This window comes from Enterococcus ureilyticus, assembly GCF_001730315.1.
GTDB classification, from domain to species: domain Bacteria; phylum Bacillota; class Bacilli; order Lactobacillales; family Enterococcaceae; genus Enterococcus_L; species Enterococcus_L ureilyticus.
This window is the reverse complement of sequence record NZ_MIKC01000012.1, coordinates 1-26734: the sequence shown is the minus strand read 5'-3', so window position 1 is coordinate 26734 and position 26734 is coordinate 1. Positions and strand designations below refer to the sequence as shown.

The 26734-nt window shown below is 36.7% G+C and carries 27 protein-coding genes; 9 read left to right on the top strand and 18 right to left on the bottom strand.

Annotation, left to right across the window (positions count from 1 at the left end):
* Positions 1–237 precede the first annotated feature (237 nt).
* The 7 genes from BCR24_RS06630 to BCR24_RS06600 all read right to left on the bottom strand — a co-directional run bounded on the left by BCR24_RS06630 (position 238) and on the right by BCR24_RS06600 (position 7152).
* The gene (locus BCR24_RS06630; protein WP_083244334.1) at positions 238–1530 is read right to left on the bottom strand and encodes a glucosaminidase domain-containing protein; all 1293 of its coding nucleotides are present in this window, start codon (positions 1528–1530) and stop codon (positions 238–240) included.
* A 431-nt stretch (positions 1531–1961) separates the two neighbouring features.
* Positions 1962–3035 carry an ABC transporter substrate-binding protein gene (locus BCR24_RS06625; RefSeq protein WP_069639773.1) on the bottom strand — a complete coding sequence of 358 codons (1074 nt, stop codon included), beginning with the start codon at positions 3033–3035 and terminating at the stop codon, positions 1962–1964.
* Positions 3032–3868, bottom strand: a complete 837-nt coding sequence (locus BCR24_RS06620; protein ID WP_069639772.1) for an ABC transporter permease — start codon at positions 3866–3868, stop codon at positions 3032–3034. The genes BCR24_RS06625 and BCR24_RS06620 overlap by 4 nt, the downstream gene beginning before the upstream one ends.
* A complete protein-coding gene (locus tag BCR24_RS06615; RefSeq protein ID WP_069639771.1) occupies positions 3865–4674 on the bottom strand; it encodes an ABC transporter permease in 810 nt (269 codons plus the stop codon). The genes BCR24_RS06620 and BCR24_RS06615 overlap by 4 nt, the downstream gene beginning before the upstream one ends.
* An 11-nt stretch (positions 4675–4685) precedes the next feature.
* Complete coding sequence (locus BCR24_RS06610; protein ID WP_069639770.1) at positions 4686–5771, bottom strand: ABC transporter ATP-binding protein; 1086 nt, start codon at positions 5769–5771, stop codon at positions 4686–4688.
* 117 nt (positions 5772–5888) lie between these two features.
* Positions 5889–6431, bottom strand: coding sequence for a helix-turn-helix domain-containing protein (locus BCR24_RS06605; RefSeq protein ID WP_069639769.1), 543 nt, complete (start codon positions 6429–6431; stop codon positions 5889–5891).
* 202 nt (positions 6432–6633) lie between these two features.
* Positions 6634–7152 carry an FUSC family protein gene (locus BCR24_RS06600; protein WP_083244333.1) on the bottom strand — a complete coding sequence of 173 codons (519 nt, stop codon included), beginning with the start codon at positions 7150–7152 and terminating at the stop codon, positions 6634–6636.
* A gap of 279 nt (positions 7153–7431) precedes the next feature.
* Between BCR24_RS06600 and BCR24_RS06595 the strand changes: the two genes are divergently transcribed.
* From BCR24_RS06595 to BCR24_RS06580, 4 genes are read left to right on the top strand one after another with little or no spacing between them, the layout of a single operon-like run.
* Positions 7432–8424: an oxidoreductase gene (locus BCR24_RS06595; RefSeq protein ID WP_069639768.1), complete on the top strand. Its 993-nt coding sequence runs from the start codon at positions 7432–7434 to the stop codon at positions 8422–8424.
* A 16-nt stretch (positions 8425–8440) separates the two neighbouring features.
* Positions 8441–9214 carry a phosphopantothenate--cysteine ligase gene (gene coaB, locus BCR24_RS06590; RefSeq protein ID WP_069639767.1) on the top strand — a complete coding sequence of 258 codons (774 nt, stop codon included), beginning with the start codon at positions 8441–8443 and terminating at the stop codon, positions 9212–9214.
* Complete coding sequence (gene coaC / locus BCR24_RS06585) at positions 9211–9753, top strand: phosphopantothenoylcysteine decarboxylase (protein WP_069639766.1); 543 nt, start codon at positions 9211–9213, stop codon at positions 9751–9753. The genes coaB and coaC overlap by 4 nt, the downstream gene beginning before the upstream one ends.
* Before the next feature lie 16 nt (positions 9754–9769).
* Complete coding sequence (locus tag BCR24_RS06580) at positions 9770–10414, top strand: ECF transporter S component (protein WP_069639765.1); 645 nt, start codon at positions 9770–9772, stop codon at positions 10412–10414.
* A gap of 42 nt (positions 10415–10456) precedes the next feature.
* On the opposite strand, the gene BCR24_RS06575 is transcribed toward BCR24_RS06580, so the two are convergent.
* Together BCR24_RS06575 and BCR24_RS06570 are read right to left on the bottom strand one after the other, a co-directional pair.
* Positions 10457–11662, bottom strand: coding sequence for an aminoacyltransferase (locus BCR24_RS06575; RefSeq protein WP_069639764.1), 1206 nt, complete (start codon positions 11660–11662; stop codon positions 10457–10459).
* 160 nt (positions 11663–11822) lie between these two features.
* The gene (locus BCR24_RS06570; protein WP_069639763.1) at positions 11823–12329 is read right to left on the bottom strand and encodes a QueT transporter family protein; all 507 of its coding nucleotides are present in this window, start codon (positions 12327–12329) and stop codon (positions 11823–11825) included.
* Positions 12330–12548: 219 nt separating this feature from the next.
* Between BCR24_RS06570 and BCR24_RS06565 the strand changes: the two genes are divergently transcribed.
* Positions 12549–13508 carry a diacylglycerol/lipid kinase family protein gene (locus BCR24_RS06565; RefSeq protein ID WP_069639762.1) on the top strand — a complete coding sequence of 320 codons (960 nt, stop codon included), beginning with the start codon at positions 12549–12551 and terminating at the stop codon, positions 13506–13508.
* A gap of 48 nt (positions 13509–13556) precedes the next feature.
* Here BCR24_RS06565 and BCR24_RS06560 read toward each other — a convergent pair whose 3' ends face one another.
* From BCR24_RS06560 to BCR24_RS06550, 3 genes are all read right to left on the bottom strand, one after another.
* Positions 13557–14672 carry a PLP-dependent transferase gene (locus tag BCR24_RS06560; RefSeq protein WP_069639761.1) on the bottom strand — a complete coding sequence of 372 codons (1116 nt, stop codon included), beginning with the start codon at positions 14670–14672 and terminating at the stop codon, positions 13557–13559.
* Positions 14673–14948: 276 nt separating this feature from the next.
* Positions 14949–17528, bottom strand: a complete 2580-nt coding sequence (gene recD2, locus BCR24_RS06555; RefSeq protein WP_069639760.1) for an SF1B family DNA helicase RecD2 — start codon at positions 17526–17528, stop codon at positions 14949–14951.
* A gap of 34 nt (positions 17529–17562) precedes the next feature.
* A complete protein-coding gene (locus BCR24_RS06550; protein ID WP_069639759.1) occupies positions 17563–18189 on the bottom strand; it encodes a histidine phosphatase family protein in 627 nt (208 codons plus the stop codon).
* A gap of 196 nt (positions 18190–18385) precedes the next feature.
* Between BCR24_RS06550 and gloA2 the strand changes: the two genes are divergently transcribed.
* Positions 18386–18766, top strand: a complete 381-nt coding sequence (gloA2, locus tag BCR24_RS06545) for an SMU1112c/YaeR family gloxylase I-like metalloprotein (RefSeq protein WP_069639758.1) — start codon at positions 18386–18388, stop codon at positions 18764–18766.
* 78 nt (positions 18767–18844) lie between these two features.
* On the opposite strand, the gene trmL is transcribed toward gloA2, so the two are convergent.
* Together trmL and BCR24_RS06535 are read right to left on the bottom strand one after the other, a co-directional pair.
* Positions 18845–19351: a tRNA (uridine(34)/cytosine(34)/5-carboxymethylaminomethyluridine(34)-2'-O)-methyltransferase TrmL gene (gene trmL / locus BCR24_RS06540; protein ID WP_069639757.1), complete on the bottom strand. Its 507-nt coding sequence runs from the start codon at positions 19349–19351 to the stop codon at positions 18845–18847.
* 242 nt (positions 19352–19593) lie between these two features.
* A complete protein-coding gene (locus BCR24_RS06535) occupies positions 19594–20439 on the bottom strand; it encodes a methyltransferase domain-containing protein (protein ID WP_069639756.1) in 846 nt (281 codons plus the stop codon).
* A 139-nt stretch (positions 20440–20578) separates the two neighbouring features.
* On the opposite strand from BCR24_RS06535, the gene BCR24_RS06530 reads away from it, so the two are divergent.
* On the top strand, positions 20579–21211 hold the full coding sequence (locus tag BCR24_RS06530) for a copper homeostasis protein CutC (RefSeq protein WP_069639755.1): 633 nt from the start codon (positions 20579–20581) through the stop codon (positions 21209–21211).
* A 107-nt stretch (positions 21212–21318) separates the two neighbouring features.
* Here the strand turns inward: BCR24_RS06530 and mgtE are convergent, their stop codons facing one another.
* Genes mgtE through yjbM form a run of 4 tightly spaced genes read right to left on the bottom strand, consistent with a single transcriptional unit; the run spans position 21319 to position 25088 of the window.
* Positions 21319–22680, bottom strand: a complete 1362-nt coding sequence (mgtE, locus tag BCR24_RS06525) for a magnesium transporter (protein WP_069639754.1) — start codon at positions 22678–22680, stop codon at positions 21319–21321.
* Between the two features lie 19 nt (positions 22681–22699).
* Positions 22700–23593, bottom strand: a complete 894-nt coding sequence (locus tag BCR24_RS06520; protein ID WP_069639753.1) for an RluA family pseudouridine synthase — start codon at positions 23591–23593, stop codon at positions 22700–22702.
* A 6-nt stretch (positions 23594–23599) separates the two neighbouring features.
* Entirely contained in the window at positions 23600–24397 is a 798-nt protein-coding gene (locus tag BCR24_RS06515; RefSeq protein ID WP_069639752.1) for an NAD kinase, read from the bottom strand.
* A gap of 10 nt (positions 24398–24407) precedes the next feature.
* A complete protein-coding gene (yjbM, locus tag BCR24_RS06510) occupies positions 24408–25088 on the bottom strand; it encodes a GTP diphosphokinase (RefSeq protein ID WP_069639751.1) in 681 nt (226 codons plus the stop codon).
* Between the two features lie 195 nt (positions 25089–25283).
* Between yjbM and BCR24_RS06505 the strand changes: the two genes are divergently transcribed.
* Positions 25284–25868: a CYTH domain-containing protein gene (locus BCR24_RS06505; RefSeq protein WP_069639750.1), complete on the top strand. Its 585-nt coding sequence runs from the start codon at positions 25284–25286 to the stop codon at positions 25866–25868.
* A 117-nt stretch (positions 25869–25985) separates the two neighbouring features.
* On the top strand, positions 25986–26636 hold the full coding sequence (locus tag BCR24_RS06500; protein WP_069639749.1) for a ClpXP adapter SpxH family protein: 651 nt from the start codon (positions 25986–25988) through the stop codon (positions 26634–26636).
* Positions 26637–26734: the final 98 nt, after the last annotated feature.

The following is a 26734-nucleotide window of genomic DNA, read 5'->3' as shown; positions in this document are numbered from 1 at the left end:
GTGACCGAGCGGCAAGGAGTTCTTTTTACTTGAGGAGTAAAAATAAAAAAGTGTTTTGTTTGGATTTGTTATTGGGTATGAATAGATAATAACCGGAAAATTTGAAGAAACTATGCCTAAATCATTTAGGTTTTCTATAGAATAGTTAAGAAAACGTTAATAGCTATCCACACCAAAGAAAATCAATGATCATACTTAGCTTTTCAGCCGAATATGATCATTGATTTTTTATTTTGCTTATTTAGGTGTTACATAAGCTAGAATATTTGCTGTATCTTTGTCGATTACTCTAAATGAAACCACGCCTAAGCCTGCAACATTCATTTCTGAGATCAAAATCGAGCCATCCTCATAAACATGTTCTACAAATGCCACATGTCCATAAGTACCATCTGCACCAGCCACTGTTGGTTGGAAGCTTACGGCAGTTCCTGCTTTAGGTTTGCTAGATACTTCATAGCCATTCGCTTTTCCTGTAACGCCCCAGTCCATTCCGTTACCCATAGTTGTTTCAACGTAACCGTCTAATTGAACGATACGGTTATAAACGTATTGCGTACAGTTTCCTGCGGCATAGGCTTCTGAACCAGAATAAGTTTCCCCTGAATATTCTCTAAAGTCGCTATCTGGATGACTGTCAGAAACAATGATACCACTTGTTGATGTGGATGGTTTCTCTTTGTCATATTCAGTTAAGTCATATTCTTCGATAAAAGCATTCAGTTTTTGATCATAGCTAGTATCCGTTGCGTAGACACCTGTTAAAGCTTTCGTCGCTTCACGATAGCTCACAGCGTTTGATTTCCATGTACCAGAATAAATCGTTTCGTTTGAATCAATGCCTTCTTTCATTAGCTTGGCATAATCTTCAAATGACTCTTTATACCCCGGATACTTCTTGAACGCGGCATCAATCGTATACCAGTTACCTGAGCCATCATCTTCTTGTGTAGAAAAGACAACTTTCTCACCTTTATACTCTCCTTTGATTCCAAAGAGATTATGATAAGGTTCTTGGCTTAAATCACTATTGCCAGAACCAGTTTCCAAAATTGCCTGAGCAATCATTACTGAAGCATATAAATCATTTTTCTGACCCACTGCTCGTGCTTTTTCACCAATTCTGCGAATAAAAGTTTCTGTCGGTTCATTTTTTACAATTTTAATTGCTTGATCCAATTGCTCTTGTGTAGGAGCATGGTCGACAGTTGACTGAACAGGTTGTTCTGGTACAGCTTCAACAGGAGCATTTGGTTGAGGTGATACTGGTATCGCTTCATGACTATTTGAAGGCGTTATTTCTGTTGAAGACTCTGTCGTTGCACTTGTTGAATCAGTCGTTTCAGAAGTCGCCGAATCAGTCGTCGTAGTTGTATCTTCGGTCGAAGAGCTTTCAGTTGTTTCCGATGTCCCTTCTTCAACAGTACCTGACCCAGACTGAACTAATTCATCTGCATGTCCAATGACTGGTACTAAATTCACACTAAGTAGTACACAAATCATCTGGAGCGATAATAATTTTCTTTTCATTCATTTTAGTTCCTCTCACATGTATTAAAGATCCTATCACTTGCGTCAATAGAACCCAGCACTCATTTGTTAGGTTTATTTGTTCCCTTTAGGCTATCGAGATACTTTGCCTTCAGATTAACTTCTTGTAATTTTTAAAGGACTGCATCACATGTTCAGTGGTTCCAGCTAGTAAAGCATTTGGAATGTGAATTTGATGTTTTTCCATAAAGCCACCTGCCTCTTATCTCTAAAAATCGTTTTTAACCTTCTATAAGTTGAGTTTATTTTACCATAAGTATAACGGAAAATCTGCTACTTGACTCGAAAGTTTCAAAAGTTTCGAAAAAAGTTCATGTTTCAGACAAAAAATGAGAAATTATCCGTATGAAATAGCATTTTGAACCAAAATTTTTGTTGGGTAAGATAAAATTTGCTGATAAACGTTTTATTTATTTCCGATACATCTTAAATTCAAGAAACAAGTCATTATAAATCCCCAAATATTTCGCCCCTAAATCTTCATAAACTTCTAAATGCTTAATCACTTCATCATTTGGATAAAACTGTTCATCACTAGAAATTTCCTTAGGCAATAATTTCTTTGCCGCTTTATTCGGGGTTGAATAACCAATATACTCTGCATTTTGAGCAGCATTTTCAGGTCTTAGCATGAAATTGATAAATTCATAGGAACCTTTAATATTTTTCGCTGTTTTAGGAATCACAATATTATCAAACCAAAGATTAGAACCTTCTGATGGAATCACATAATGCAAGTGCTCATTATTATCCAACATTTCAGCCGCTTCACCAGAAAACGTTACAGCTGCAGCACTTTCTTCGTTGATCATATACATTTTGATTTCATCAGCTACGATCGCCTTGACATTTGTAGTAAGTTTGTTTAGCTTATCAGTTGCTTTACGTAGTTCTTGATTGTTTTTACTGTTTAAAGAATAGCCTAAACTATTCAATGAAAGACCCAATACTTCACGTGCCCCATCAATCAACATCACGTTATCTTTTAATTCTGGTTTCCATAAATCATCCCAATGCTGAATTTGACCTTCATCAACAAATTTATCATTGTAAATGATACCTAACGTTCCCCAAAAATAAGGAATCGAATATTTATTTTGCGGATCAAAATCAAGATTTAGAAATCGTTCATCAATATTTTCCATACCCTTTAATTTAGAGTGATCGATTGGCAGCAACATTTTTTCTTTCATCATTTTTTGAATCATATATTCAGAAGGAATCGTAATATCATAGGCTGTACCACCTTGCTGGATTTTCGTAAACATCGCTTCATTGGAATCAAATGTTTCATAATTGACCTTGTAGCCTGACTCTTTTTCGAATTTACGTAATAAATCAGGATCAATGTAATCACCCCAGTTGTATATTGTTAAGGTATCAGCTCCTGCCATACCGCTGGCTTTTTCCAATTGACGAACTCCTAAAAATAAAATCAGAATGATCGCTAAAATTCCAATAAGCAAAGATTGTAGTTTTTTCATTTAAGATTCGCCACCTCACTTTGTTCACGGCGCAGTTTTTTCAGTCGTTTTGACGTATTATCTTGGCTGATAAAATAGTAGCCGATCACTAAAATCATAGAGAAAATGAAAACTAAAGCACTTAACGCATTGATCTCTAAACTAATGCCTTGTCTTGCTCTAGAATAAATCTCAACTGAAAGTGTTGAGAATCCGTTTCCTGTAACGAAAAAGGTCACAGCAAAGTCATCCAACGAATAGGTAAACGCCATAAAATAGCCTGCGATAATACCTGGTGATAAAAACGGTAAAATGATATTCTTGATGACTTGGAGATTATTCGCCCCCAGATCACGAGCTGCATCTACCATCGAGTCATTCATTTCTTGTAATTTTGGTAGCACCATCAAGACGACGATCGGAATACTAAAAGCAATATGAGACAATAACACACTGGCAAAGCCCAAACTAATAAATCCAATAGCCGTAAAAAAGATCAAGAAACTAGCACCAATAATGACATCAGGGGATACCAGTAAAATATTATTAAAACTCATTAAAGCTGTTCTCGTTTTTCTTCGTCTTGTATAATAGATCCCCATTGCACCAAATGTTCCAATGATCGTTGCTAGTAAAGCAGATAAAAAGGCCAACAAGAAAGTATTTAGCACAATGATCAATAAACGGGTATCTTCAAAAACCGCTGTATAATTGGCAAGCGTAAAACCAGTAAATTTATTCATTGTATCAGTATCATTGAATGAGTAGAAAATGAGATAAAAAATCGGCGCATACAATAAAGCAAAAACGATGATCAGATACATGTAAGACCACTTAAACTTTTTCTTTGTCATTTCGCCCGCCCCTTTTTCTTCTTCTCACCTGTCAACAACATCACGATAAACATCGCCACAATCAAAATCACACCGATTGTTGAACCCATACCCCAGTTTTGTGTCACCATAAAATGCTCTTCAATGGCCGTTCCAAGCGTAATCACTCGATTTCCGCCAATCAAACGGGTCAACATGAACAATGAAAGTGATGGAATAAACACTGCTTGAACCCCACTTTTCACACCATTTAATGAAAGTGGAAAGATCACCCGTTGAAAAGTCTCAACACTATTGGCACCAAGATCACGACTAGCACTGATCAAAGAAGGATTTAGTTCCTCTAATGCGTTAAAAATCGGTAAGATCATAAAGGGAATTTCAATATAGGTCGCAACAAATAGAAAACTAAAATCCGTAAATAAAATTTGGTGTGGTCCAATCCCAAGAAAACTTAAAAACTGGTTCACATTCCCATGGATACTAAAAATCCCAATAAAAGCATAAGCTTTCAACAACAGATTCACCCATGTCGGCAAAATCACCAACATCAACCACAATTGTTTATGCTTTAACTTTGTTAAAAAGTAGGCTGTCGGATAACTGATCAAAAACGTAAATAACGTGATCAAAAAAGCATACCAGACCGAGTTTAAGGTCATACTCAAGTATGTGCCAGAAGTAAAATACGTTTGATAATTCTCTAACGTAAAATGCCCATTCATATCAAAAAAAGATTGGTAAATAATCATTAACACCGGAGTGATCACAAACAGCAAAAGCCACATTGTATAAGGAATCGAGTAGATTCGACGCATTGTTTTCAAGATGATTCCTCCTATTCTTCGTAGCTTTCTAGACGAGCGTCAAAGTCTTCCTCTGACTCATTGAAACGCATCACATGAATATCTTCTGGTTCAAAAAAGAGTCCGACTTTTGCACCTTCTTGCGCTTTTTTCGTTGAATGGACCATCCATTCATTATGGTCTTCATCATGACAGATGATTTCATAGTGAACCCCACGGAATAATTGTGTATCCACTGTTACAACTAATTTGCCCTTATCCGCTGTCGTGATCGTCAAATCTTCTGGACGCAACATTATTTCAACAGGTTCCGCCTGACGCATTCCGCCATCCACACATTCAAAACGTTTGCCGACAAATTCAACTAAATTATCTTCGATCATCGTACCATTAACGATATTACTTTCTCCCACAAAATCTGCCACGAAATGATTGATCGGTTCATCATAAATATCTACAGGCGTACCACTTTGCACGATGTGTCCTTTGTTCATGACAAAGATTTCATCACTCATTGCCAAAGCTTCTTCTTGATCGTGGGTGACAAAAATAAAGGTGATCCCTAAACGTTGTTGCAATTCACGCAGTTCATACTGCATATCCGTCCTCAGCTTCAAATCCAAAGCAGATAACGGCTCGTCTAATAGCAATACTTTGGGTTCATTGACGATGGCGCGCGCAATCGCTACACGTTGGCGTTGACCGCCAGACATTTCACTGATTTCTCGTGTTTCATACCCTGGTAATTGAACCATCCGCAAGGCATCTTTCACTTTCTTTTCAATTTCCTGCTTCTGTATTTTTTTGATTTTCAACCCAAATGCCACGTTATCAAACACATTCATATGAGGAAACAGGGCATAATCTTGAAATACGGTATTCACTTGGCGTTTATTCGCAGGAATATCATTGATCCGTTGTCCATCAAAATAAATATCCCCTTCGGTTGCATCCACAAATCCTGCTAAAATTCGTAAAATCGTTGTCTTACCACAACCTGAAGGGCCCAAAAGAGTGTAAAACTTCCCTTGTTCAATTTCAAAACTAACATTTTTCAACACTTTCTCATCATCATATTGTTTGACTACATTTTCGAATGTAATAATCTTTTTTTTCATCCGCTGATGCCTCCTCTATTAAAATTGAACTGGGTTTATTTAACACAGTAACAACGTTCTGTTTGCTATATCTTGTTTTTCTTAACATCAGCCCATTTTACTTTGATTAACGTATCATTATAAATAAGATTCTGTTGCTACGATCAATACTCGACTTTTTCCTTTTGAATGATTGATCAATTGATGGGGTTCTGCTGCTTGATAATACATTGCTTCCCCTTTTTTAGCTGAGTAAGTTGTTTCACCTAGTATTAATGATACAGAACCATCGATCACATAAATGAACGTTTCAGATAAAGAAGGCTCAAACGTTTTATACTGACCATCCTTATCAAAAGTTAAAACAATGGGTTCCATCTCTTTTTCATTTGATTCAGGTATCAACCATTTTAACTCATAGCCATTTTCTTCATCATAATACAGTGTACTATCTTCGTCTCGATAAATAATTTTTTGTTCCAGTGTTTGTTCACTGAAAAATTGTTCAGGCGTGATGCCCAACACTTCTAAAATATTAAAAAAAGTTTCCATTGAAGGGGAGCTCAAATCACGTTCTAATTGAGAAATATAGCCTTTGGTTAAGTCAGTTCGCTCGCCTAGCTCTTCTTGTGTTAAATTTTTTTGCACACGTAAATTACGCAGTTTCTCACCAATTTCCATCTGACCACCTCATTTCTATTATTTAAAATATATAAAAAGTTTGCTAATACTAAACTACAAGTTTAATTTTACCTTTTCTAGTATACGAATTTTTTGAAAAATAGCAACAATTTTTGCAAATAAATTGTTACTTTTTTAATTTTATCTCATTCTTTTATACTAGCATCGATCAAGCAATTTTAACAAAATAAAAAAGCATCTGTTATCCAGACACTTTCTTACTTTCTACACGCTTGGTAAATCGCTTATTTCCTATTTTAAGTGGAATGAAATAATTCACTAATAATGCGATCCCCATACCAATGAAGCTATCGACCACTCTAGCAAATGCATAGCCATATGAGCGGTCTGCTGGAATCATAAAGACAATTGTCAACAACGTAGCACATGCTCCAACTGTTCCTTCGTGGTACCCTAAACTCGCTAACAAGGCGATCATCAAGGTAATAATCAGTGGAATGAAAATCAACTGCACTAACTCTGTTCTACCCAGCCAATTGAACACGGCAATGACTGCTACTGACATGATTGCACCTAGCACATTACCGATAATTCGATGCTTACCGTACTTCAATGTATTTTCCATATCTTCTCTTAAAGTAAAAACCGTTGTGATCGCTGCAACCACATATGTTTCTCGCCTTAATAAGATACTGACCAAAATACAAAAAAAGACACTTAATCCTGTTTTAAATGTTCGCATACCAATTTTAAATTTCAACAAACTGAATTCCTTTCACTTTTTAGCAAAAAAATGGCTAATTATTTTCTTCTTATTGTCCAATAAAAGACATCATCTTCTATTTTAACTCATTTCTCTGCTATTAAGAAGAGGGCTTCAAGAAGAATTTGCTAAAGAAAAAAAGAGAATATGTTATGATAGTAACAATAATAATAAATTTACCTTCTTAGAAAACTGTTTTTTATCATTAGGCTAAGGGGTAGGACAAGAGGATGATTTTATTGGTAAATCATCAATTGTTAATCAAGGAGGATCTATATGGAAAAGTTTTCTGGTTATATGGTAAAAAAGGAGTCTGAGACTGTCTTTGCAGCGTTAGAAAAATTGGAACTTAGTGAACTATCTGAAGGAAACGTCACAATTAGAACGGCGTACTCTTCAGTTAATTATAAAGACTCACTTGCAGCCAAACAAAACGGTGGTGTTATTCGCGATTATCCGATGATACCAGGTATTGATTTAAGCGGAACCGTTATCACCTCTCAAGACGCACGCTTTAAAAAAGGACAAGAGGTTTTAGTAACTGGTTATGGTTTAGGGGTAACACATACAGGTGGTTTTTCAGAAATTGCTCGTGTCCCAGCAGATTGGATTGTCCCAGTACCCGATGGCCTAAGTTTAAAAGACACAATGGTTTTTGGTACAGCTGGCTTTACGGCCGCCTTGTCTGTTCAGGCGCTTGAGGAACATGGCGCTACTCAAGATAAAGACGCTGCGATTTTGATAACCGGTGCTTCAGGTGGCGTAGGAAGTTTAGCAATCGCAATGTTACACCAGTTGGGCTATCGGAATATCTATGCATTAAGTCGCAAACCATCAGCAATTGATTCTTTAAAAAAAATCGGTGCTACCAAAGTGCTTTTGCTAGATGAATGGATGCCTGAAAAAATCAAGCCTTTAGCCAAACAAACCTTTGACTTTGTAATTGATACCGTTGGTGGTGAGATTACTGCTGCTTTGTTATCACAACTTAAATACGGCGGCAGCATTGCTATTTGCGGAAATGCCGCTGGAATCAAATTGACTGCCTCTGTTTTGCCTTTCATCCTAAGAGGAATCAATCTCTTAGGTATCGATTCAGTTAATGTACCTATGACACAACGATTAGTCATTTGGCAACGTTTAGCAACTGATTTGAATGTGAGCACTCATGAACTCATGAATGAAATTACTCTAAAAGAACTTCCTCAAACCTTGAATCAACTACAAGCAGGAACACACATTGGCCGCACAATCATTAAAATGAAATAAAAGGAGCTATTTATAGATGAATATCTTAATTACAGCTGGTGGAACGTCTGAAAGAATCGATAATGTCCGCTCAATTACAAATCACTCTACTGGTCGGCTAGGAAAAGCAATCGGTGAATGTTTTTTAGCCCAAGGACATCATGTTACTTATGTGACAACCCCTCAAGCTGTTCGACCTGTTAACCAAGCTAACCTATCTATTATTGAAATCGAAACAACCAAGGAATTAGCATCAACCCTACTTAATCAGTTTGAGCAACAAAGTTTTGATGGTATTATTCATGGCATGGCCGTTAGTGACTTTACAACTGAAACTACCTTATCAGAAGATATTTTTATTGAAAAACTCGCTGCTAAATTAACTAATGATAATACTTTAAATGATCTAACTAGCCTTACGGAAGCTCTTTACCATAGTTTAGATGAAATTGGACAAACAGTTCAACAAGCAAAAAAAATTCCTTCTGGAACAGATCGTCTCTTGCTTTTTTTGAAAAAAAACCCTAAAATAATTGCTATGTTGCGCGACCACCAACCGCAAGCAGTTTTGGTTGGTTTTAAATTGCTAGTAGGCGTTTCCTTCGAGGAATTAGTTCATGTTGGAAGTGCACTACTCACCAAAAATAACTGCGATTTTATTTTGGCAAATGACCTTGAACAAATTCACGATAAGCAACATGTTGGAATCTTGATCGATGCTACAGGACAAACAACAACCGCACAAACAAAATCTGAAATTGCTCAATTAATTGTAAATAAGGTTGAAGAAAAATGGAGGAGCCAATCATGAAAACAATATTATTAGGGATTTCCGGCAGTATATCCGCTTATAAAGCTGCCGATATCACAAGCCAATTCACTAAATTAGGCTATAATGTTGACGTGATCATGACCCACAATAGTACAAGGTTCATCACACCGTTAACCTTACAATCATTATCTAAAAATCCAGTTCATACTGACGTCATGGAAGAGATTACTCCAGAAAAGATCAATCATATTGAATTAGCAAAAAAAGCAGATCTCTTCTTAGTGGCACCAGCGTCTGCTAATATAATAGCCAAACTCGCTAACGGGATTGCAGATGACATGCTTTCAACTGTGGCACTAGCCTTAAAAGAAGAAGTTCCAAAATATATTGCCCCAGCAATGAATACCTATATGTATCAAAATCCGATTACCCAACGGAATTTAACAACTTTAAAAGAAGTGGGCTACCATGAAATCGATCCCCGAGAAGCTTTACTAGCCTGTGGGGATTTCGGTCGAGGTGCTCTTGCAACGGTTGAGAGCATTGTCGCTACTATCAATGAAAGTTTAGCGAAATAATTTTGAGGAGTCATTTATGAAAAATACAAAAACATTTACGTTAACTGCTATGTTTTTAGCAATCCTAATCCTATTATCAGCCGTTCCATTCCTAGGATTTATTCCAATTGGACCTATCAATGCCACAACAATGCACATTCCTGTCATTATTGCATCCATTGTGTTAGGCCCAAAAATCGGGGCCTTTTTAGGCGGCGTTTTTGGGATCATCAGTATGATTCGTAGCACTGTAGTCTTATCCCCTTTATCTTTTGTTTTTTCTCCTTTTATACCAGTGATTGGGACAGATCAAGGGAGCTGGAAAGCGATTATTGTTGCAATGGTTCCTCGAATTTTAATTGGTATCGTTCCTTATTTCGTTTTTATGGCGTTGAAAAAACTGACGAAAAACAACCCTACTTCTCAATCATTTAGTTTGTTTATTGCGGGTTTCCTAGGCTCTGCTACCAATACAATTCTCGTGATGAACTTGATTTACTTTTTATTTAAAGATTCCTATGCTCAAAGCATCGGCGCTAGTGGTACAGCAATTTATACAGCAATTTTGACCGTAATTTTTACTAGTGGCGTTGTTGAGGCAATCGTTGCTGCTATAGCTACGGTTGGAGTTACTTCGGTGTTGTTGCGTTTGGTGAAGAATAATGCGACACAGAAATTATAAAAAAAAGATTGAGATAGTCTGCTAGGCTATCTCAATCTTTTTCTATTTCTTTTGTTTTTTTAGTTTGTAGGCATACTCACTAGCTTTGAAAAGTAAGCCATTAACAGGTAAATCAAATTCACCAATAAATTCATTCACAGTCGGGTTAAAGTTCGATTTAAATTTGATCAAACCATCATTCAAACTGCCTTCTAACCCCCCCATATTACACGATGTACAACCACGTTCAAAACATTCATTGATTGCATCAAACCACGTTGGATAAGCTGGCATATATCGTTTATAGCGATCGTCCATCCCAGCATAAAGAATCTCACTAGTCGAGCCAAACGTAATGGCTAAAGCACCTGCTACCACTGCAACATCACCAGAATGAGCAATATTTTCTTCAAGCTCAGTCATTTCACGTGTTAGAGAAAAATCAAGCTCTTCTAAATTATGACGTTTCTTCACTTGATTTTCTTTTAGATTCGCTAAGTCTTCTTTATTTTTATCAAAGCGCTGTTTAGTTTCTTCAAAGCGTTTCTTCAAATCAACCTGAGCTAACATGATAAACGAATTTTCAGGATAGATCGTTAATAGTTTTTCAAAATAATCGCTATTTCTTAGAGAGATATTTTGGCGCTCAGTCGTTAGTTCGATTACTTTAGCAAAATCGTTTACTAACTCTTTGTGTCCCATTTTTACAGTAACACCTTTTTTCTGCGCTTGTTTCATCATTTTTTTCGTGCTTTTTGATAGTTGCTCTTCACTAAAATCTTCTTTGTAAATATTCGCTTGAAAGCGTGGTTGGATCGTCGCATCCATCGCCATTGTTAAGCCTTGATGTTTTGCACCACTTGCAATCATAATATCGATGATTGGTTGGGCCGTTGGATCGATCATTTGTTCTTCTCCTAGATGGAAATCTTTATAATGGATCGTTGGGTCCATTTTTACAAATAAAGCACGTTTTTTCTTACCGAATTGCTTTAACTCTTTGAAAAAGAACGCAACAAGCTCTGAATTAGTGTAATCCATGATGGGACCTCGTGGTGTATAAAGCATTGAAAATTTCATTGGTAACGGTCTAATCAATACCAAGCTAGAGGCTACTAAAGTCCCATTTTCGTAAACACCAACAATTTCTGATCCCCAGTTATCCTTTACTTTGGCCCAAGCAGACGATTGTAATAAGTTGCATAAGGGATGGCTTTCTACAAATTTATCATGCTCTTTGGCATCGATGCCAATTTTAAATTCAAACATTATATAAAACTCCTCTACATTTTTGCTTCTGTATTACCATATCATAATTTATTAAACAGGAACAGTAAATTATTTCATGAAATTGGTTAGAAAACTTTAAGAGACTGACCCAAAACTTTTTTAGCCTCGAACCAGTCTCATATTGATAATTTCCTATTGCTTAACCTCTTTTTTCAAAATGAACGGATTTATCGATCCAGTACATCACTGGTGCGGCTAAAGCCATTGTTGCAAATTCGCTGAGTGCTAAAGTTGCATAGTTGCCCCAAAAAGCTGCTCCGCCGTTTGGCGCCAACATAAAGGCGATGATGCACATTGTCGCTGTAAAGAATAGTGTATTCATGGCTAAACGAGCAATCACATTTGGAACTCTTTTTTGCAGCAAAGCAGTTAAGCCTAATGCAATAAACGATTGTGTGCCGCCGTATAAAGCATCAATGGCACCAAAGCCAAAGAAAAAGTTATACACAACTACTCCACCTAAAACGCCCCACATCAATTTCCGGTTGAAAACCACTAGGTGATTTAAACTTTCAGAAATTCTAAATTGAATGGGTCCTGACGAAACAGGTGCAACTAAAATCGTTAGCCCTAGATATAACGCCATCACAATACCATTCATAGTAATTGCTTTTACACTACTGTTTGTTGTAACAGTTTTTTTCATAGTTTTCCCCACTTTCTCCGAGTTTTTTTACAAGGGATGGTTGATGAACCTTGTTGAGGATTCGTTTTCCTCAAAAAAATGATACGTAGGCATTATATCTCATAATCAATCGTTGTACAACGAAAAATAGTATTAGACAATTTTTCATTTTTCAAGCATCCAGCATTCTTAATTTTTCTGTTGTCTGTTATAATAAGACTTTGTACAAGGAGGAAACAAATGAAGAAACATTTTTATCTCGTTATCAATGAAAATGCCGGTAGCGGTACTGGGAGGAAAGCTGCTGAAAAGATCATCAAACAGATGCAGACTGCCAACATTGATTACACGACTTATTATACAGATCATGCTGGTCATGAAATAGAAATCGCGCAAAAATTAGCTGAAGACACGTTGATTCCGTGGTCAGATGATTTGGAAATCGACTGTTTCCCACTTTTGGTCATTTTTGGTGGTGATGGTACCTTGCATAGTGCGCTCAATGCTTTGCAAACGTTTGATCCTAATATCCCGATTGGCTATATTCCTTGTGGCTCTGGTAACGATTTTGCCCGTGGCGTGGGGATTCCTAGACAAACAGAAAAAGCTTTTCTGCACCTACTAAAAGCAGATGTTCCAAAAGAAATTCAAGTGATCACATATACTGAATCAATCCAAGATGAGATAGGACTTGCAGTAAATAATATTGGCATTGGTCTAGATGCAGCAATTGTCAACGCAGCAAATACGTCAACATCCAAAAGGACGTTGAACAAGTTTAATATGGGCTCTTTTTCTTATATTTTTTCTATTTTAAAGGTATTATTCACTCAAAAAGGCTTTCCGATTCTTGTTGAAGTTAATGGGCAAACACTCGAATTTGATCGCGCTTTTTTATGCACCATAACTAAACATCCTTATTTTGGCGGTGGTGTTTCAATCGCGCCCATGGCTGACCCACGTAAGCCTATCTTAGATTTTGTTTTAGTGGAACGGGTCAATATGTTTAAGATTTTTTGGCTGATTTGTTTATTGATTCAACAAAAACACATACATTCAAAATACTTTCATCATTTTCAATCTAGTAAATTTCGAATCGTTTCTACTGTTCCTCAATACGTTCATGCAGACGGTGAAATTTTAGGAAAAAGAAGTACTGACCTTTCATTCGGAACAGCAACAAGATTATTTTGGTTTTAAATGTAAAAAATAAGGTTGAAAAAGGAGGTCCTTTTTCAACCTTATTTTTTATTCTAACGATGCTAAGGCCTGTTGCAAATCTGCTATCAAATCTTCACTCGCTTCAATGCCTGTTGAAATCCTTAACAAATCCGCAGTTAATCCATAAGATTCTCTTAGTTCCTCCGGAATATCCGCATGTGTTTGAGTCGTTGGGTACGTAATTAAGCTTTCTACTCCGCCTAGACTTTCTGCAAAGGTAAAAATCGATAAATTTCGCAGAAATGCTTTGATTGATTCTTGCTTCTTGATTTTAAAACTCAACATTCCCCCACGCCCAGGATATAGAACCTCTTTAATCTGTTTATGCGTTGTTAAAAAAGCAACAACAGCTTGAGCATTTTTTTCATGTCTTTCCATTCGCAATGATAAGGTCTTCATTCCTCTAATCAACAACCAACAATCAAAAGGGGATAATACGGCCCCTGTAGTATTTAAACTATACGCTAGTTTTTCTCCCACTGCTTTTGAGCGCGTGATAACCGCTCCAGCCAGCAAATCATTATGTCCGCCTAAATATTTTGTGGCACTGTGCACAACCACATCTGCCCCTAACTCTAAAGGACGTTGAATCAATGGCGTATAAAAAGTGTTATCAACAATCAACTGCGCTGCATAAGCCTTTGTTAAACGAGCGACTTTTTCTATCGAAACCTCATTCATCAGTGGATTCGTTGGCGTTTCAATGAAAACAGCAGCCGTTCGATCTGTAATGGCTTTTTCAAAGCCAATTTCATCCTCAACATAAGTAAATTGATACAGTCCTTGTTTTTCTAATTCTTTAAAATAACGATAACTACCGCCATACAAATCTCTAGATGCAACGATCTGACTTCCAACAGGAAATTGACTAAAAACTAATTGGATCGCACTCATCCCTGAACTCGTTGCCAAACCAACTGCACCATTTTCTAGAATAGCCAATGCTGATTCCACAATTTCTCGTGTTGGATTTTTCGTTCTAGTATAATCATAGCCCGTCGACTCACCTAGTGTTGGGTGCTCGTACGTCGTTGAAAAATAAATCGGCGTATTGATCGAGCCTGTTACTGGGTTTTGATGATTACCAATTTGTGCCAAAAATGTATCTGTTTGAACATCTCTTGCTTGTCCCTTTTCTTCCATTAACTTCCCTCTTTTCTACCAAAATTACGTACCTTCTTTTGTATAACAACACCTGTTGTGTTCTTTCAATTATATACATCGACCGATTCTTAAAGCAAGCAATAGTTATAGAAAGTAAAAAACTAGTTGAAAAATAAAGAGTCCAGGTAAACGGTATGAAAAAGTCAGGTGCTTCGCCACTATAAAAAACCCGTGCAATGTAGTAAAAACATTGTGCGAGTTTTAGTTCAATTGCTCAATCATAAGCAACTTTTGTCACTTCCTAGTTAGTAAATATTACATAAATTCATAAGGCGTTGTTTGATTCATACCGATCATTGGATCGATCGTTTGGGCAATGACAAGTTGCGGTGTTAATAGGCGCTCAATTTCATTTTCAATTTGCTCTGTTGTTTCTTGATCTGTTTCATTAAATAAGGAAATTGCCTCAGCTTTAGGTTTGTCTGGTATCGGCTGTACGGATTCTTCTACCACTGGATTTTTCGCTTCCTTAACGGACTCATACAAAGCAGGTTTGTTTTCTGTTTTATCCGAGAATGGAGATTCCTTATTTAAATCTTCTTCATAGGCTTCTAACTGTAATCGTATCGTTAGATTCATCTCATCTGCACTAGTGATTCTTTCTTTCAACATTGTCAAACGACTAGCAGATTCATGTGCAACACACGTATTGAAAGCTTGTACCTCACCTAATAAAATTAAAATATCTTTACTTCTTGTGACTGCTGTATACAGTAAGTTACGCTGCAACATGCGATGATATTGATGGACCATCGGTAAAATCACCATCTTAAACTCGCTACCTTGCGCCTTATGGATTGAACAGCAATAAGAAAGCGTGATTTTATTCCATTCATTCCGTTTGTAACTCACTTCGTTGTTATCAAATTGAATGACTAATTCATCTACTTTATCTTCTGAATCTTTCGCTAAAATGATTCCAACGATTTCTCCCATATCGCCGTTAAACACGTTAAGCTCAGGTGTGTTAACTAGATGAAGGACCTTATCACCAATTCGATAAACGGATTCATTCCATTTAACTTCTTTTTTTGAACCATCATTAGGGTTAAAAATTTCCTGCATCATTTTATTCAATGCATCGATCCCTGCAGCACCTCGATACATTGGGGCCAATAACTGAATATCTTGTGGTGAAAACCCTTTGGCTTTAGCTTTCGTTACGATTTGGCGGACGTAGGTCTCAATATGATAGACATCACTTGGAAAAAACGAGCGATCTTTTTGATTAACAGTGAAATCTTGTGGCAGTTTTCCTTGCTTGATTTCATGAGCTAAAGGAATGATACTTGAACCATCCCCTTGTCGATAGATTTCTGTTAATTCTTTTTGAGGAATCTCATTGATTTGAAGTAGATCATGTAAAACTTGACCTGGGCCGACAGAAGGTAATTGATCTTTATCGCCAACAAATATTACTTGCATATTAGTTGGGATTGCTTTAAATAAGGTATTGGCCAACCAAGTATCCACCATAGACATTTCATCAACGATCAATAATCCGCCTTCTAATTCTTTGGCTGTCATACTCGGATTCTTTTCACGCCCTGTCAATCCTAATAAACGATGAATTGTACTTGCTGGCAGTCCTGTCGTTTCATTCATACGCTTCGCTGCACGACCTGTTGGAGCTGCTAATAAAATTGGAAACATTTCCTGCGTATAATCCTTTACATCTAAAGAAAGACCATTTAATTCTGCAAATAATGAAACGATGCCATTGATCACTGTTGTCTTTCCAGTACCCGGACCACCAGTTAAAATGAACAACGGCGCTTTAATCGCTTCTTCGATTGCGGCTTGCTGGGAGTCACCATATAAAATGCCCAAACGTTTTTCGATCCCACGAATATTTTTTTCAATTTCTTTTTTATCATACTTGATTTCTTTTTTCCGCGACAGTAAACGTTGAATTGAGGTTCCGATTCCCCATTCGGAAAAATACAAACTATTCTCAAAAAGTTTGGTGCCTTCTTGCTGGATTTTTCCTTCTTCCACCAAATGAATAATTTGTTCTGCTACCTGATCCAACGAAATTTCAACTGGTCGACTAGCTTCTAGAGTATTGATTGTTTCTCTTAACAACATCTCGGCTTCAACATAGGTATTACCAGAACGAACAGAATGCTGGAAAATTTCGTGCGTGATTGCCGCTCGCACGCGTTTATCTGAATCAGCTCCAATGCCCAGTTGCTCCGCAATATTATCTGCTCGTTTAAATCCAATTCCTTCAATATCCTCTACTAATTGATAAGGATTTTCATGTATGATATCCAACGTTTCTTCTTTATACGTTTGATAGATCGCAAATGAAAGCTGACTCCCAAAACCATAGCGATTCAATCCAACGATCACTTGCTCCATACCATGATTCAAACGAATGGTTTCAATGATGGTCTGTCGTTTTTTTTCATTTAGTTGAGGCACTTCTTCTAAGACGTCAGGTGCTGCAATAATTCGATCAATTGCATCTTCACCTAAAATTTCAACGATTTTTTCAGCAGTTCGTTTGCCAATCCCTGGAAACTTTTCACTGGAAAGATAATTGACAACGCCACTAGCAGATGTTGGACGCTCTTGTTGATAACTGTCGACTTGAAATTGTTTGCCATAACGAGGATGATCAACGAAATGCCCAAAAAAACGATACACTTCTTCCTCTTGAATTTGACCAAAGCTGCCAGTCGTTACGATTTCTTTCTCTAAATAATCAGTATTTGTATCCGTGATTTTCACTAATAATACTTTATAAAAATTGCTAGGGTTTTGGAAAAAAATCGCTTGGACTTGACCGACGACATATTCCTTTTCCGCTTCTCCAAACAATGTCTCCATTGATGTCACCTCGCTTCTTTCTTACCATTGTCTGCTATTGTAAAAATGAATCGTCATTCCATAATTTTAATTTATATCTTTGATTGGGCGTATCAGCTGTCTCTAAAATCGATAAACTATTATTTTTTAGTCCGCCCATACTGCGTAGCTCAGCTAAGTCTTTTCCAGAAAGAGCTTGGATTGCTGCGGTCAATGATGCACCATGTCCAACAAAGAGATACGGTCCATCCCCTTTTTCTACAGCTTTTTCTACAACTGAAGAAATACGTGAAATGGCTTGTTCGATTGGTTCCCCTTGAAATACTTCTGGGTTATAGCGATCCAAACGATAGCGCATATGATCCATTTCTTCACTATATATTTTTCTCATTTCGGCGATAGATTGACCTTCTAATTTTCCTAAGCCCAATTCTTTTAATTCATCTGTGTAGCAAATATCAACTGGCTGCTTTAATTCCTGATTGATACCTTCTGCCGTTTTTTTAGCCCGAAGAGATGTACTTGAAAATATTTTTTCAAAAGGAATATCCTTGATTGTTTGACCTAATAACTTTATTTCATCATAGCTTGTTGGAAGTAACGGCGAATCTCCGGTCATTCCTTGAAAACGAAGCTCTTGATTCCATTCCGTTTTTCCGTGACGAGTAAAATATAATTTCATGTTTATGCTCCTCTGATTCTGAATTATTCCTGGCTCATTTTCATTATTTATCTTATCTAGTGTATCATTTTCACTATGAAAATTCCATTTAACGACAAATCTATCATTAGAAAATTAAAACAGTCTGATTGCGCTTCTAAAAAAAAGTACGGTATAATGAATCAGAAAGAAAATCTATCAAAGGAGGCCGCTCGCTTTGTTTTTTAAAACGATTCATCATGTGGCTATCAACTGTTCTGATTATCAAAAAACGAAAGAATTTTATGTTGAGAAGCTGGGGTTTGAAATTATTAGAGAGAACCCGCGAACGACGAGAAAAGATATCAAACTGGATCTGAGATTGGGTAGTCATGAATTAGAAATTTTTATTTCTTCTGATGCTCCAAAACGTCCAACTTATCCTGAAGCGCTTGGGCTGCGTCATTTGGCCTTTAAGGTTGACAATATTGAAGAAGCCATCTCCTTTTTAAATTCTAAAGGGATTCCCTGTGAAGATATTCGGACTGACACATTTACAGGTGAAAAAATGACATTTTTCTTTGATCCTGATGGCTTACCTTTAGAACTACACGAGTGATCAATGAAGCAATCCAGCTATCACATAAAAAACTGTTTTCTTTAAATAATAAAGGAAACAGTTTTTTTATGATTAGGTTCAATCTATTTTGTCATTTTCATAATGATGCTTTAATTCCAACGCCGGAAAATCTTGTTGTCGTAATGCTTCATATACGACTAAAGCCACTGTATTTGACAAATTCAATGAACGAACATGCTCGTCGTTCATCGGAATACGCAGACACTTTTCTTCATTTTCACGCATGAATGTTTCTGGTAAACCCGTTGTTTCTTTACCAAACATAAAATAATGGTCCTGATTGTCTGTATAATCGATTTGACTGTATGTTTTATTCGCAAATTTAGTAATCAGGTGTATTGGACGATCTTCTAGATAGGTTAAAAAAGCTGCCAAATCTTTATGATACATGATATTGACATCATTCCAATAATCTAATCCAGCTCGTTTCAAATGTTTGTCATCCGTTTCAAAACCTAACGGCTCAATGAGATGTAAGGGCGAATTCGTTGCCGCACAAGTACGAGCAATGTTTCCCGTATTCGCAGGAATTTGAGGTTCAAATAATACAATATGATTTGTCATGGTTACAGTTTCCTTTCAATTGAATGACACAACTATTTATTCTTTGTTCATCAAAAAACATAAAAAAAAACGTATCGCCTCGGTGTCAATCACTGCGAGTCGCTACGTTAGTGAAGCTCTTTTCACTAACTTTTATCAGAACAGGAACCTGATAAAAACCAACGAAAAAACAACTTGTATGTAATATAACACCATTACCGTAGCTTTGCAATACCTTTTAGCAAATTAACCGTTTGTAAGCGCTATTTCACTTTTCCTTTTAACATGCGAACGTCAATTGTAATGTCTGTTAATGGATTTTTTTGTAATTTTTCTTTGATCTGTTCTGTTGCTCCCCACTCTAACGGAGACATCTCCAATAAATCGAGTTGATTCTCTTTTGGAATAGCAAAAGTAAAGGTCACACGTTCATTAACTAAAATATCCATTTCGTTAGAAAACTTCGTTAAAACTTTTTCATTAGAATAATGTTGTTTTGCTTCATCTTCAGGATAAAACGCAGCTCTCAGCTCTTTTAAATAATTTGTTTCTGGAATAACTTTGATCACAGTGCCCTCTTTCTTTAAAACACGTTGAAATTCTTGATAATGAGATGGCGAAAAAATATTTAAGATCGTATCCATCGATTGATCTGCAAAGGGCAAATTCGTTAAGTCAGCTACACACCAAAAAGCTTCAACTTCCTGATTACTAGCTAAGTAAATTCCATCTTTTGAAATGTCAAAACCTATTTTTGAACCTGATAGCCCTAATTTAGAAAGTTCTAATAGGAAACTGCCTTCTCCACAGCCAACATCCAACGTATTTCCCATAAGCGGTATTATCCCGATCATCTTTTCTAATAATTCTTGATACATTCCGCTTTGAATCATATTTCCTCGGTGAACTAACATTTTTTTATTATATTCCGTCTGAATACTATGAGAAAGAAAATAAATCGTTCCTTTTTTTGATAAATCAAACTGATGATTATTTTGGCAAATTAAACTGTAATCCTTCAACTGAACTACTTCTCTACACACTGGGCAATGAAATTGGTCTTGATGTTTTTCTAAAAAACTACGAGCAAAATCAATTTTTTTCAACATACTATTACTTCCTATTCATTATAAATTCTAAAGTTCAGCAAATAAACTATCGTTATTTATCTTACAACGGGAAGAAGACTTTAGCAACTGTCAAAATTATGGTACAATGCCTGTGAAGAAAAAACAAGGAGTGGAACGAATGATTAAAGAATTTTGCGCTGAAAATTTCACCAATATTCCCACTGCCATCCGCAATGGTGCAGGACGAATCGAATTATGCGACAATCTGGCTGTAGGCGGCACAACACCTAGCACTGGTGTTATTGAAGAAGTCGTTTCCTATGCTGGTGAAAAATCAATTCCTGTAATGACAATCATCAGACCTCGTGGCGGCGATTTTGTTTATAATGATATTGAACTAAAAATCATGCATACAGACTTAATAGAAGCAAAAAAAATAGGGACAGATGGTGTGGTTTTGGGCTGCTTGACAACTGATGGCAAGCTCGATGAGGAGGCGCTAGAATTACTGATCGACACAGCTGAAGGCTTGCAGATCACTTTCCACATGGCCTTTGACGTATTAAGTAAAGAAGAGCAATTAAAAGCGATCGATTGGCTAGCTGAACACGATGTTCATCGTATTTTAACCCATGGTGGACCAGCTGGAACAAAAATCGAAGATAATTTCGATCATTTAAAAGAATTAATTGACTATGCCGATAACCGAATCATTATCTTACCTGGCGGTGGTATTTCTGATAAAAATGTAGCTGCAGTAGTCGAAGTACTACAGGTCAAGGAAGTTCATGGAACAAAAATTGTAGGATAATCAGTAAAAAAGAAACGTTCAACCTTGAAATAATTCAGGCTGATCGTTTCTTTATTATTTTTCAAATATAAAGTCACTCATGTTATTGATTGGAGCAATACTCTCCCTCAAACAAAATACTGCATAAAAAGACTGGCAATATTAAAATAAATCAAAACACTAGTCAAATCACTCAAAGTGGTAATGAATGGACCACTGGCGACAGCTGGGTCAAAGCCCAATTTATCCATCAGCATTGGAATCAAACTACCTGCCAGATTAGCGACAGTAATCGCACAGAGCATCGCCATGCCAATGACAAATCCAAGCGGGAAATTATGCTGCCAAATTCCCACAACAATAAAAATTGCCACACCTGTTACGGCACCTGTTACCAAACCAGTCAATACCTCACTGATAATCAAACGGCCAAAGTTATTATCCTTTTCATCCGTTACCGCTAGACGTCGGACCGCTACAGCTAATGATTGTGTACCAGCATTTCCAGCAGTCCCTGTGATCAATGAAATAAATACAGCCAAGATACTTGCTTCACTTACTAATTCTTCATAATGGCTAATTAAAGTAGCTGTAGACATTCCCAAAAATAATAATGTAATCAACCAAGGCAAACGCTTGGATGCTGCTTTGATTGGATTTTCACTGACTTCTTCTACATTGACCCCAGCTAATCCAGAATAATCACTAGCTGCCTCATCATCGATAACATCAATAATATCGTCAACTGTAACAATTCCTAATAAATGGTCATCATAATCGGTAACTGGCAGTGCTAGAAAGTCATAGTCACGAATTGTTTGGGCAACATCTTCCTGATCATCACCTACATGAACCGAAATCACCCGCTCACTCAGTACATCGGAAATCATTGTATCATCGTCGTTTATAATCAAATCCCGTAACGAGATAACTCCTACTAGATGGTTTTCCTGATCTACCACATACACGTAATATATTGTTTCGGCCACATCAGCTTGATTCTTCAAGACATACATAGCAGAACGAACCGTTTGATTGGCCACAATAGAGACAAACTCTGTAGTCATGATCGATCCAGCAGTATCGTCTTCATAATGCAGCAACTCTTTGATTTCACCAGCGTCTTCTGTACTCATCAAACTCAAGTATTTGGCTTTTTGACTTTTGTCCAGCATATTCAACAAATCAACTGCGTTATCCGTGTACATTTCTGATAACATTTCAGCAGCATAACTTGGCCGCATTTCAGCAATATAATCTTTCATATTCTCATTATCTTCTTCGATAACATCAAACATATCTGCCAACTCTTTTGGCGATAAATAACTGTAAATTTGTTTTCTATCTGCTTCATCAATTGATTGATAAAATTGTCCCTGTTCATAAATATGAAGTGCTAAAAATAACTCTCTAAATTCAGCCATTTGCTGTTCTTTCAACTTGTCTAACAGTAACGAGAAATGCTCTTCCATTTCTTGCCCTTCATTCACCCAAACCACTCCTTTCAATCTAAAGTTGATCTACGATTTTCTTCATATCTTCTGCTAAAGGAGAAGTTAATTCTAAACGTTGCTTTGTAAATGGATGGATAAAACTCAATTGACAGCAGTGTAATGCCTGACGCTCAATCCCTTTATTCATTTTACCACCATACATGTCATCACCCAATAGAGGACACCCAATCGCTTCAAAATGGACTCTGATCTGATGTGTTCTTCCAGTATGTAGTTGAATATTCACTAAGGCTACATCATCCTTGCCTTTCATCAACCAATATTCTGTTTTAGCTTGTTGACCTGTTTTGACGATTGTTCTTTTTATGATAGAAGATAAATCTCGGCCAATCGGTAATTGGATTGTCTCGTGTTCTTTCAAATCAGATACCCTTCCGCCAACCAAGGCCTGATAAATCTTAATCACTTCTTTTTTACGTAGTTCCTGATCTAGCATTGCATGTGCAAAACCATGTTTAGCAAACAACATTAGACCTGTAGTGTCACGATCTAAACGCGTGACCACATGAATGACCTGATCTTGATAGTTTTGTGCTTTAAGATAAGCTTTTACCCGATTAGCCATGGTCCCATTGGGGTGATACTGAGCTGGAATTGATGCAATGCCGGCCGGTTTATTGACTACTAAATAATGCTCATCTTCAAAAATAATTTCGATTGGCACATCATCGACAAGCAAGGTCTCATGTTCCTTTTCATCTGGAATCGTAATTTTGACTTGATCGCCAAAGGCTAATTTATATAACACATTCTCAACCGAATGATTAACTTCGATCTTTCCACCTTGAAACTTGATTTTTGCTAAAAGACCTTTTGAAACTCCTTGCTCTTTTAAAAAAGTTTTTACTTGCTGCGGCTCTTTTTTTTCAACTGTCCAACTAAATTCCATTTTTTACTAATCCTCACTAATAAAGGCATCTTTTACGCGATGCCAAAAATGCATATGCCGATATGAGGCAAAATGAATACGCTCATCTGCAATTCGGTAATAAATTGCCTTGATATCATCTTGGTAGATGTCTAATTGATCGACTGTAATCAAATAATCATTACTTTCTTGAAGCTTAATTTCAACCCACTCTGTATGCGCAATGACGATCGGTGAACCTAACGTCCTGAAAACTCGATTATTTAGCGAAGCAATTTCCGCTAGTTGAAAGGCATTGATACTTGGATGAAGTACAGCACCACCAATACTTTTGTTGTATGCTGTTGATCCTGTTGGTGTAGATACAGATAATCCGTCTCCTCGAAATCGTTCAAATAATTCATCTTTGATGAAAACATCTGCAACCATGGTACGATTCGCCCGTTTGATCGTTGATTCATTCAATGCTAAAAAATGCTTATCTGGTTTAGTTCCGTGGAAACTTATTTTTACATCCAACAAAGGATAACTGATACTTTTTTCTTGATGAACTAATAAACTTTGGACTAATTCTTCAAGCTCATAATCACGCCAATCTGTATAAAAACCAAGATGTCCCGTATGAACACCTAAAAAACTAACTTCGTCCAATCGATGACTGAAACGATGGAACGCTGATAACAATGTACCATCTCCACCTACAGAAATCACAAGATCTGGTTGATGGTCATCAATTTCGATTTTACTTTTCTTCAAAAGCAGGAGTAAACGGCGTGTAACTTCATTTGATTTGTGTTCATGATTATGAACGATCGCAACTTTCATCCTACTCCTCCTAATCTTTATCTAACGTCTCTTTATTATCATTGAGTTTTTGATAGTAATTATCTTTCGACTTACCTCGTCCATGCGAAAACAGATGTTGCGCTTCTTGAATTTCTTCTCGAATGGTGGACATTTCTTCGTCTAATTGGTAGGCCGCTTCAGCTGCACGTTGCAACCGTTCTTTCATTTCTTCTGGAAAAGCGCCTTGATACTTATAATTCAATGAATGTTCGATCGTAGCCCAAAAATTCATGGCTAATGTTCGAATTTGAATTTCAGCCAAAATCTTTTTTTCACCAGTTATTAATTGGACCGGATATTCAATCACCAAATGATAGGAACGATAACCGCTCTCTTTTTTATTTGTAATGTAATCTCTCTCTTGAATGATTTTCAAATCTTTACGATTGCGAATGATATCTACTACTTGCCGAATGTCTTCAACAAATTGGCACATAATCCTAAGTCCTGCAATATCTTGCATTTCTTCTTCCAAACGATCAACAGAAATATTCCGCAAGGCAGCCTTTGTTAAAATACTATCAACAGGTTTCACTCGCCCTGTTACAAACTCAATAGGTGTATGTTTATTTTGTTCTCGAAACTGCTTACGGATACCGCGCAGCTTAACTTTCATTTCTCCAACAGCCTGTTCATACGGTGCCAGAAAAAGCTCCCACTCTTTCTCCATCCTAATCCCTCTATTTCTTTGAATTTGATTCACAGCTTATTTTACCATAGAGCTGTCAAAAATAGGGTAATTTGAGAAATTGTCTATAATTTTTCGACAATAGCGAATTTTTTAACTTATAGTTCACTTTTCTTGACGTAAATAGGTAAAGTATGCAAAAATTGAATTAAATTAAAGAAAGTGGGTCAAAAACAAGTGAGCGAGAATTTAGAAATAGAATTTAAAACGTTACTCTCTATTGAAGAGTTTTCACGAGCTGTTGACTACTTTCAGCTAAAAAAAGAACATTTCTTTACACAGACCAACTATTATTTTGATTCTACCGATTTCCAATTAAGAAAACGGTACATGGGTCTGAGAGTTCGAATACTATCAAATCATGCAGAAATCACTTTGAAAATACCTGAAAAAGTTGGCTTGTTGGAAATCAACGATGCGCTTTCAATCAAGGAAGCACACTCTATCGTTGAGTCAGCGACTCTTCCAAGTTTTGGAAATGTATACAACAAGTTGAACTCTTTAGGCATCGACCAAAATGATTTGCGTTTAATCGGCGATCTAACAACTAAACGAGCAGAAAAAAAACTTCCCCAAGGTTTACTCGCGCTAGATGAAAGTTGGTACAATGAGCAGCACGATTTTGAGTTGGAATTAGAAGTAAGTGATGCAGATAAAGGAAGAAAAGATTTTCTTGTCTTATTGGATACTTTGACTATCAAAGAATCCCCTGCACCAAACAAAATCCAACGAATGATGCTAAGCTCAAAAGCAAAAGATTAAGAAGTTATTATAGGAAAAACATATCATTTCATTTTTACCTGATTTTCTGATAGATTAGGGACACTTAGTTGAGAAATGATGTCTAGTTGCAAAAGGGTCAAATTGGAGGAAGTATGAATGATTGAAATCTATCTGTTCGTTAATCCTTTGGGGGGCATTTGTCTCAACGTAGAAAAGGATATTTTAAAACTGGTTGAAACTGAGAATAAAAAAATTCAATTTCGTTTCATTCCGTTAGTTAACATGCGGACCATAAACCATCTTATAAAATTATTTGAGATTCCATCACATGATATTGAACGACGCAATCAATTGTTTGAAGATATCTATTCCGCTGCATTAGATTATAAGGCAGCTCAATTACAAGGAAAGAAAAAAGGCAGACATTTACTACTCGGTTTACAACAGGCAGTAGCAGTAGATAACATTCCTTATTCTTCAGAATTAGCTGAAAAATTAGTTGTAGAAGCTGGTGGTGACATTGATATGTTCAAAGCTGACCGACAATCTGATTTTGTAAAAGAATCTTTCCAAACAGATCAACAAATTGCACGTGAAATGGGGATTGAGAAACATCCCTCTGCTGTGGTTTACAATTATACATGTGACCGCGATTTTGGGGTACTTGTAGAAGATTGTGACTCAATGGATGAAATCAAAAGACTCTGTGAAACTTCTGAAGATAGTCTTCAATACTTTCATGAGCAATTTGAATTAAATCATTACAATGAGCCTCGTGTTCCACATGGACATTTACACTTGTTATAATGGTTCTACGTCAAATTGTGTTGGTAAGCCAAATAACTGAATAGAAATCTAGGTCTGGTAAGGGTAGCACATTCTTATCAGGCTTTTTTTATTGTTGT

What these genes read in the sequence shown, in the direction of transcription:
- BCR24_RS06530 (WP_069639755.1), top strand. Translation starts at nt 20,579, where the DNA reads ATGATTAAAGAATTTTGCGCTGAAAATTTCACCAATATTCCCACTGCC.
- trmL (WP_069639757.1), bottom strand. Translation starts at nt 19,351, where the DNA reads ATGACAAATCATATTGTATTATTTGAACCTCAAATTCCTGCGAATACG.
- coaC (WP_069639766.1), top strand. Translation starts at nt 9,211, where the DNA reads ATGAAAACAATATTATTAGGGATTTCCGGCAGTATATCCGCTTATAAA.
- BCR24_RS06520 (WP_069639753.1), bottom strand. Translation starts at nt 23,593, where the DNA reads ATGGAATTTAGTTGGACAGTTGAAAAAAAAGAGCCGCAGCAAGTAAAA.
- BCR24_RS06535 (WP_069639756.1), bottom strand. Translation starts at nt 20,439, where the DNA reads ATGTTGAAAAAAATTGATTTTGCTCGTAGTTTTTTAGAAAAACATCAA.
- BCR24_RS06580 (WP_069639765.1), top strand. Translation starts at nt 9,770, where the DNA reads ATGAAAAATACAAAAACATTTACGTTAACTGCTATGTTTTTAGCAATC.
- BCR24_RS06500 (WP_069639749.1), top strand. Translation starts at nt 25,986, where the DNA reads ATGATTGAAATCTATCTGTTCGTTAATCCTTTGGGGGGCATTTGTCTC.
- BCR24_RS06550 (WP_069639759.1), bottom strand. Translation starts at nt 18,189, where the DNA reads ATGAAATTATATTTTACTCGTCACGGAAAAACGGAATGGAATCAAGAG.
- BCR24_RS06595 (WP_069639768.1), top strand. Translation starts at nt 7,432, where the DNA reads ATGGAAAAGTTTTCTGGTTATATGGTAAAAAAGGAGTCTGAGACTGTC.
- BCR24_RS06575 (WP_069639764.1), bottom strand. Translation starts at nt 11,662, where the DNA reads ATGTTTGAATTTAAAATTGGCATCGATGCCAAAGAGCATGATAAATTT.
- BCR24_RS06570 (WP_069639763.1), bottom strand. Translation starts at nt 12,329, where the DNA reads ATGAAAAAAACTGTTACAACAAACAGTAGTGTAAAAGCAATTACTATG.
- BCR24_RS06620 (WP_069639772.1), bottom strand. Translation starts at nt 3,868, where the DNA reads ATGACAAAGAAAAAGTTTAAGTGGTCTTACATGTATCTGATCATCGTT.
- BCR24_RS06560 (WP_069639761.1), bottom strand. Translation starts at nt 14,672, where the DNA reads ATGGAAGAAAAGGGACAAGCAAGAGATGTTCAAACAGATACATTTTTG.
- coaB (WP_069639767.1), top strand. Translation starts at nt 8,441, where the DNA reads ATGAATATCTTAATTACAGCTGGTGGAACGTCTGAAAGAATCGATAAT.
- yjbM (WP_069639751.1), bottom strand. Translation starts at nt 25,088, where the DNA reads ATGGAGAAAGAGTGGGAGCTTTTTCTGGCACCGTATGAACAGGCTGTT.
- BCR24_RS06625 (WP_069639773.1), bottom strand. Translation starts at nt 3,035, where the DNA reads ATGAAAAAACTACAATCTTTGCTTATTGGAATTTTAGCGATCATTCTG.
- BCR24_RS06630 (WP_083244334.1), bottom strand. Translation starts at nt 1,530, where the DNA reads ATGAAAAGAAAATTATTATCGCTCCAGATGATTTGTGTACTACTTAGT.
- BCR24_RS06610 (WP_069639770.1), bottom strand. Translation starts at nt 5,771, where the DNA reads ATGAAAAAAAAGATTATTACATTCGAAAATGTAGTCAAACAATATGAT.
- BCR24_RS06605 (WP_069639769.1), bottom strand. Translation starts at nt 6,431, where the DNA reads ATGGAAATTGGTGAGAAACTGCGTAATTTACGTGTGCAAAAAAATTTA.
- BCR24_RS06515 (WP_069639752.1), bottom strand. Translation starts at nt 24,397, where the DNA reads ATGAAAGTTGCGATCGTTCATAATCATGAACACAAATCAAATGAAGTT.
- BCR24_RS06565 (WP_069639762.1), top strand. Translation starts at nt 12,549, where the DNA reads ATGAAGAAACATTTTTATCTCGTTATCAATGAAAATGCCGGTAGCGGT.
- recD2 (WP_069639760.1), bottom strand. Translation starts at nt 17,528, where the DNA reads ATGGAGACATTGTTTGGAGAAGCGGAAAAGGAATATGTCGTCGGTCAA.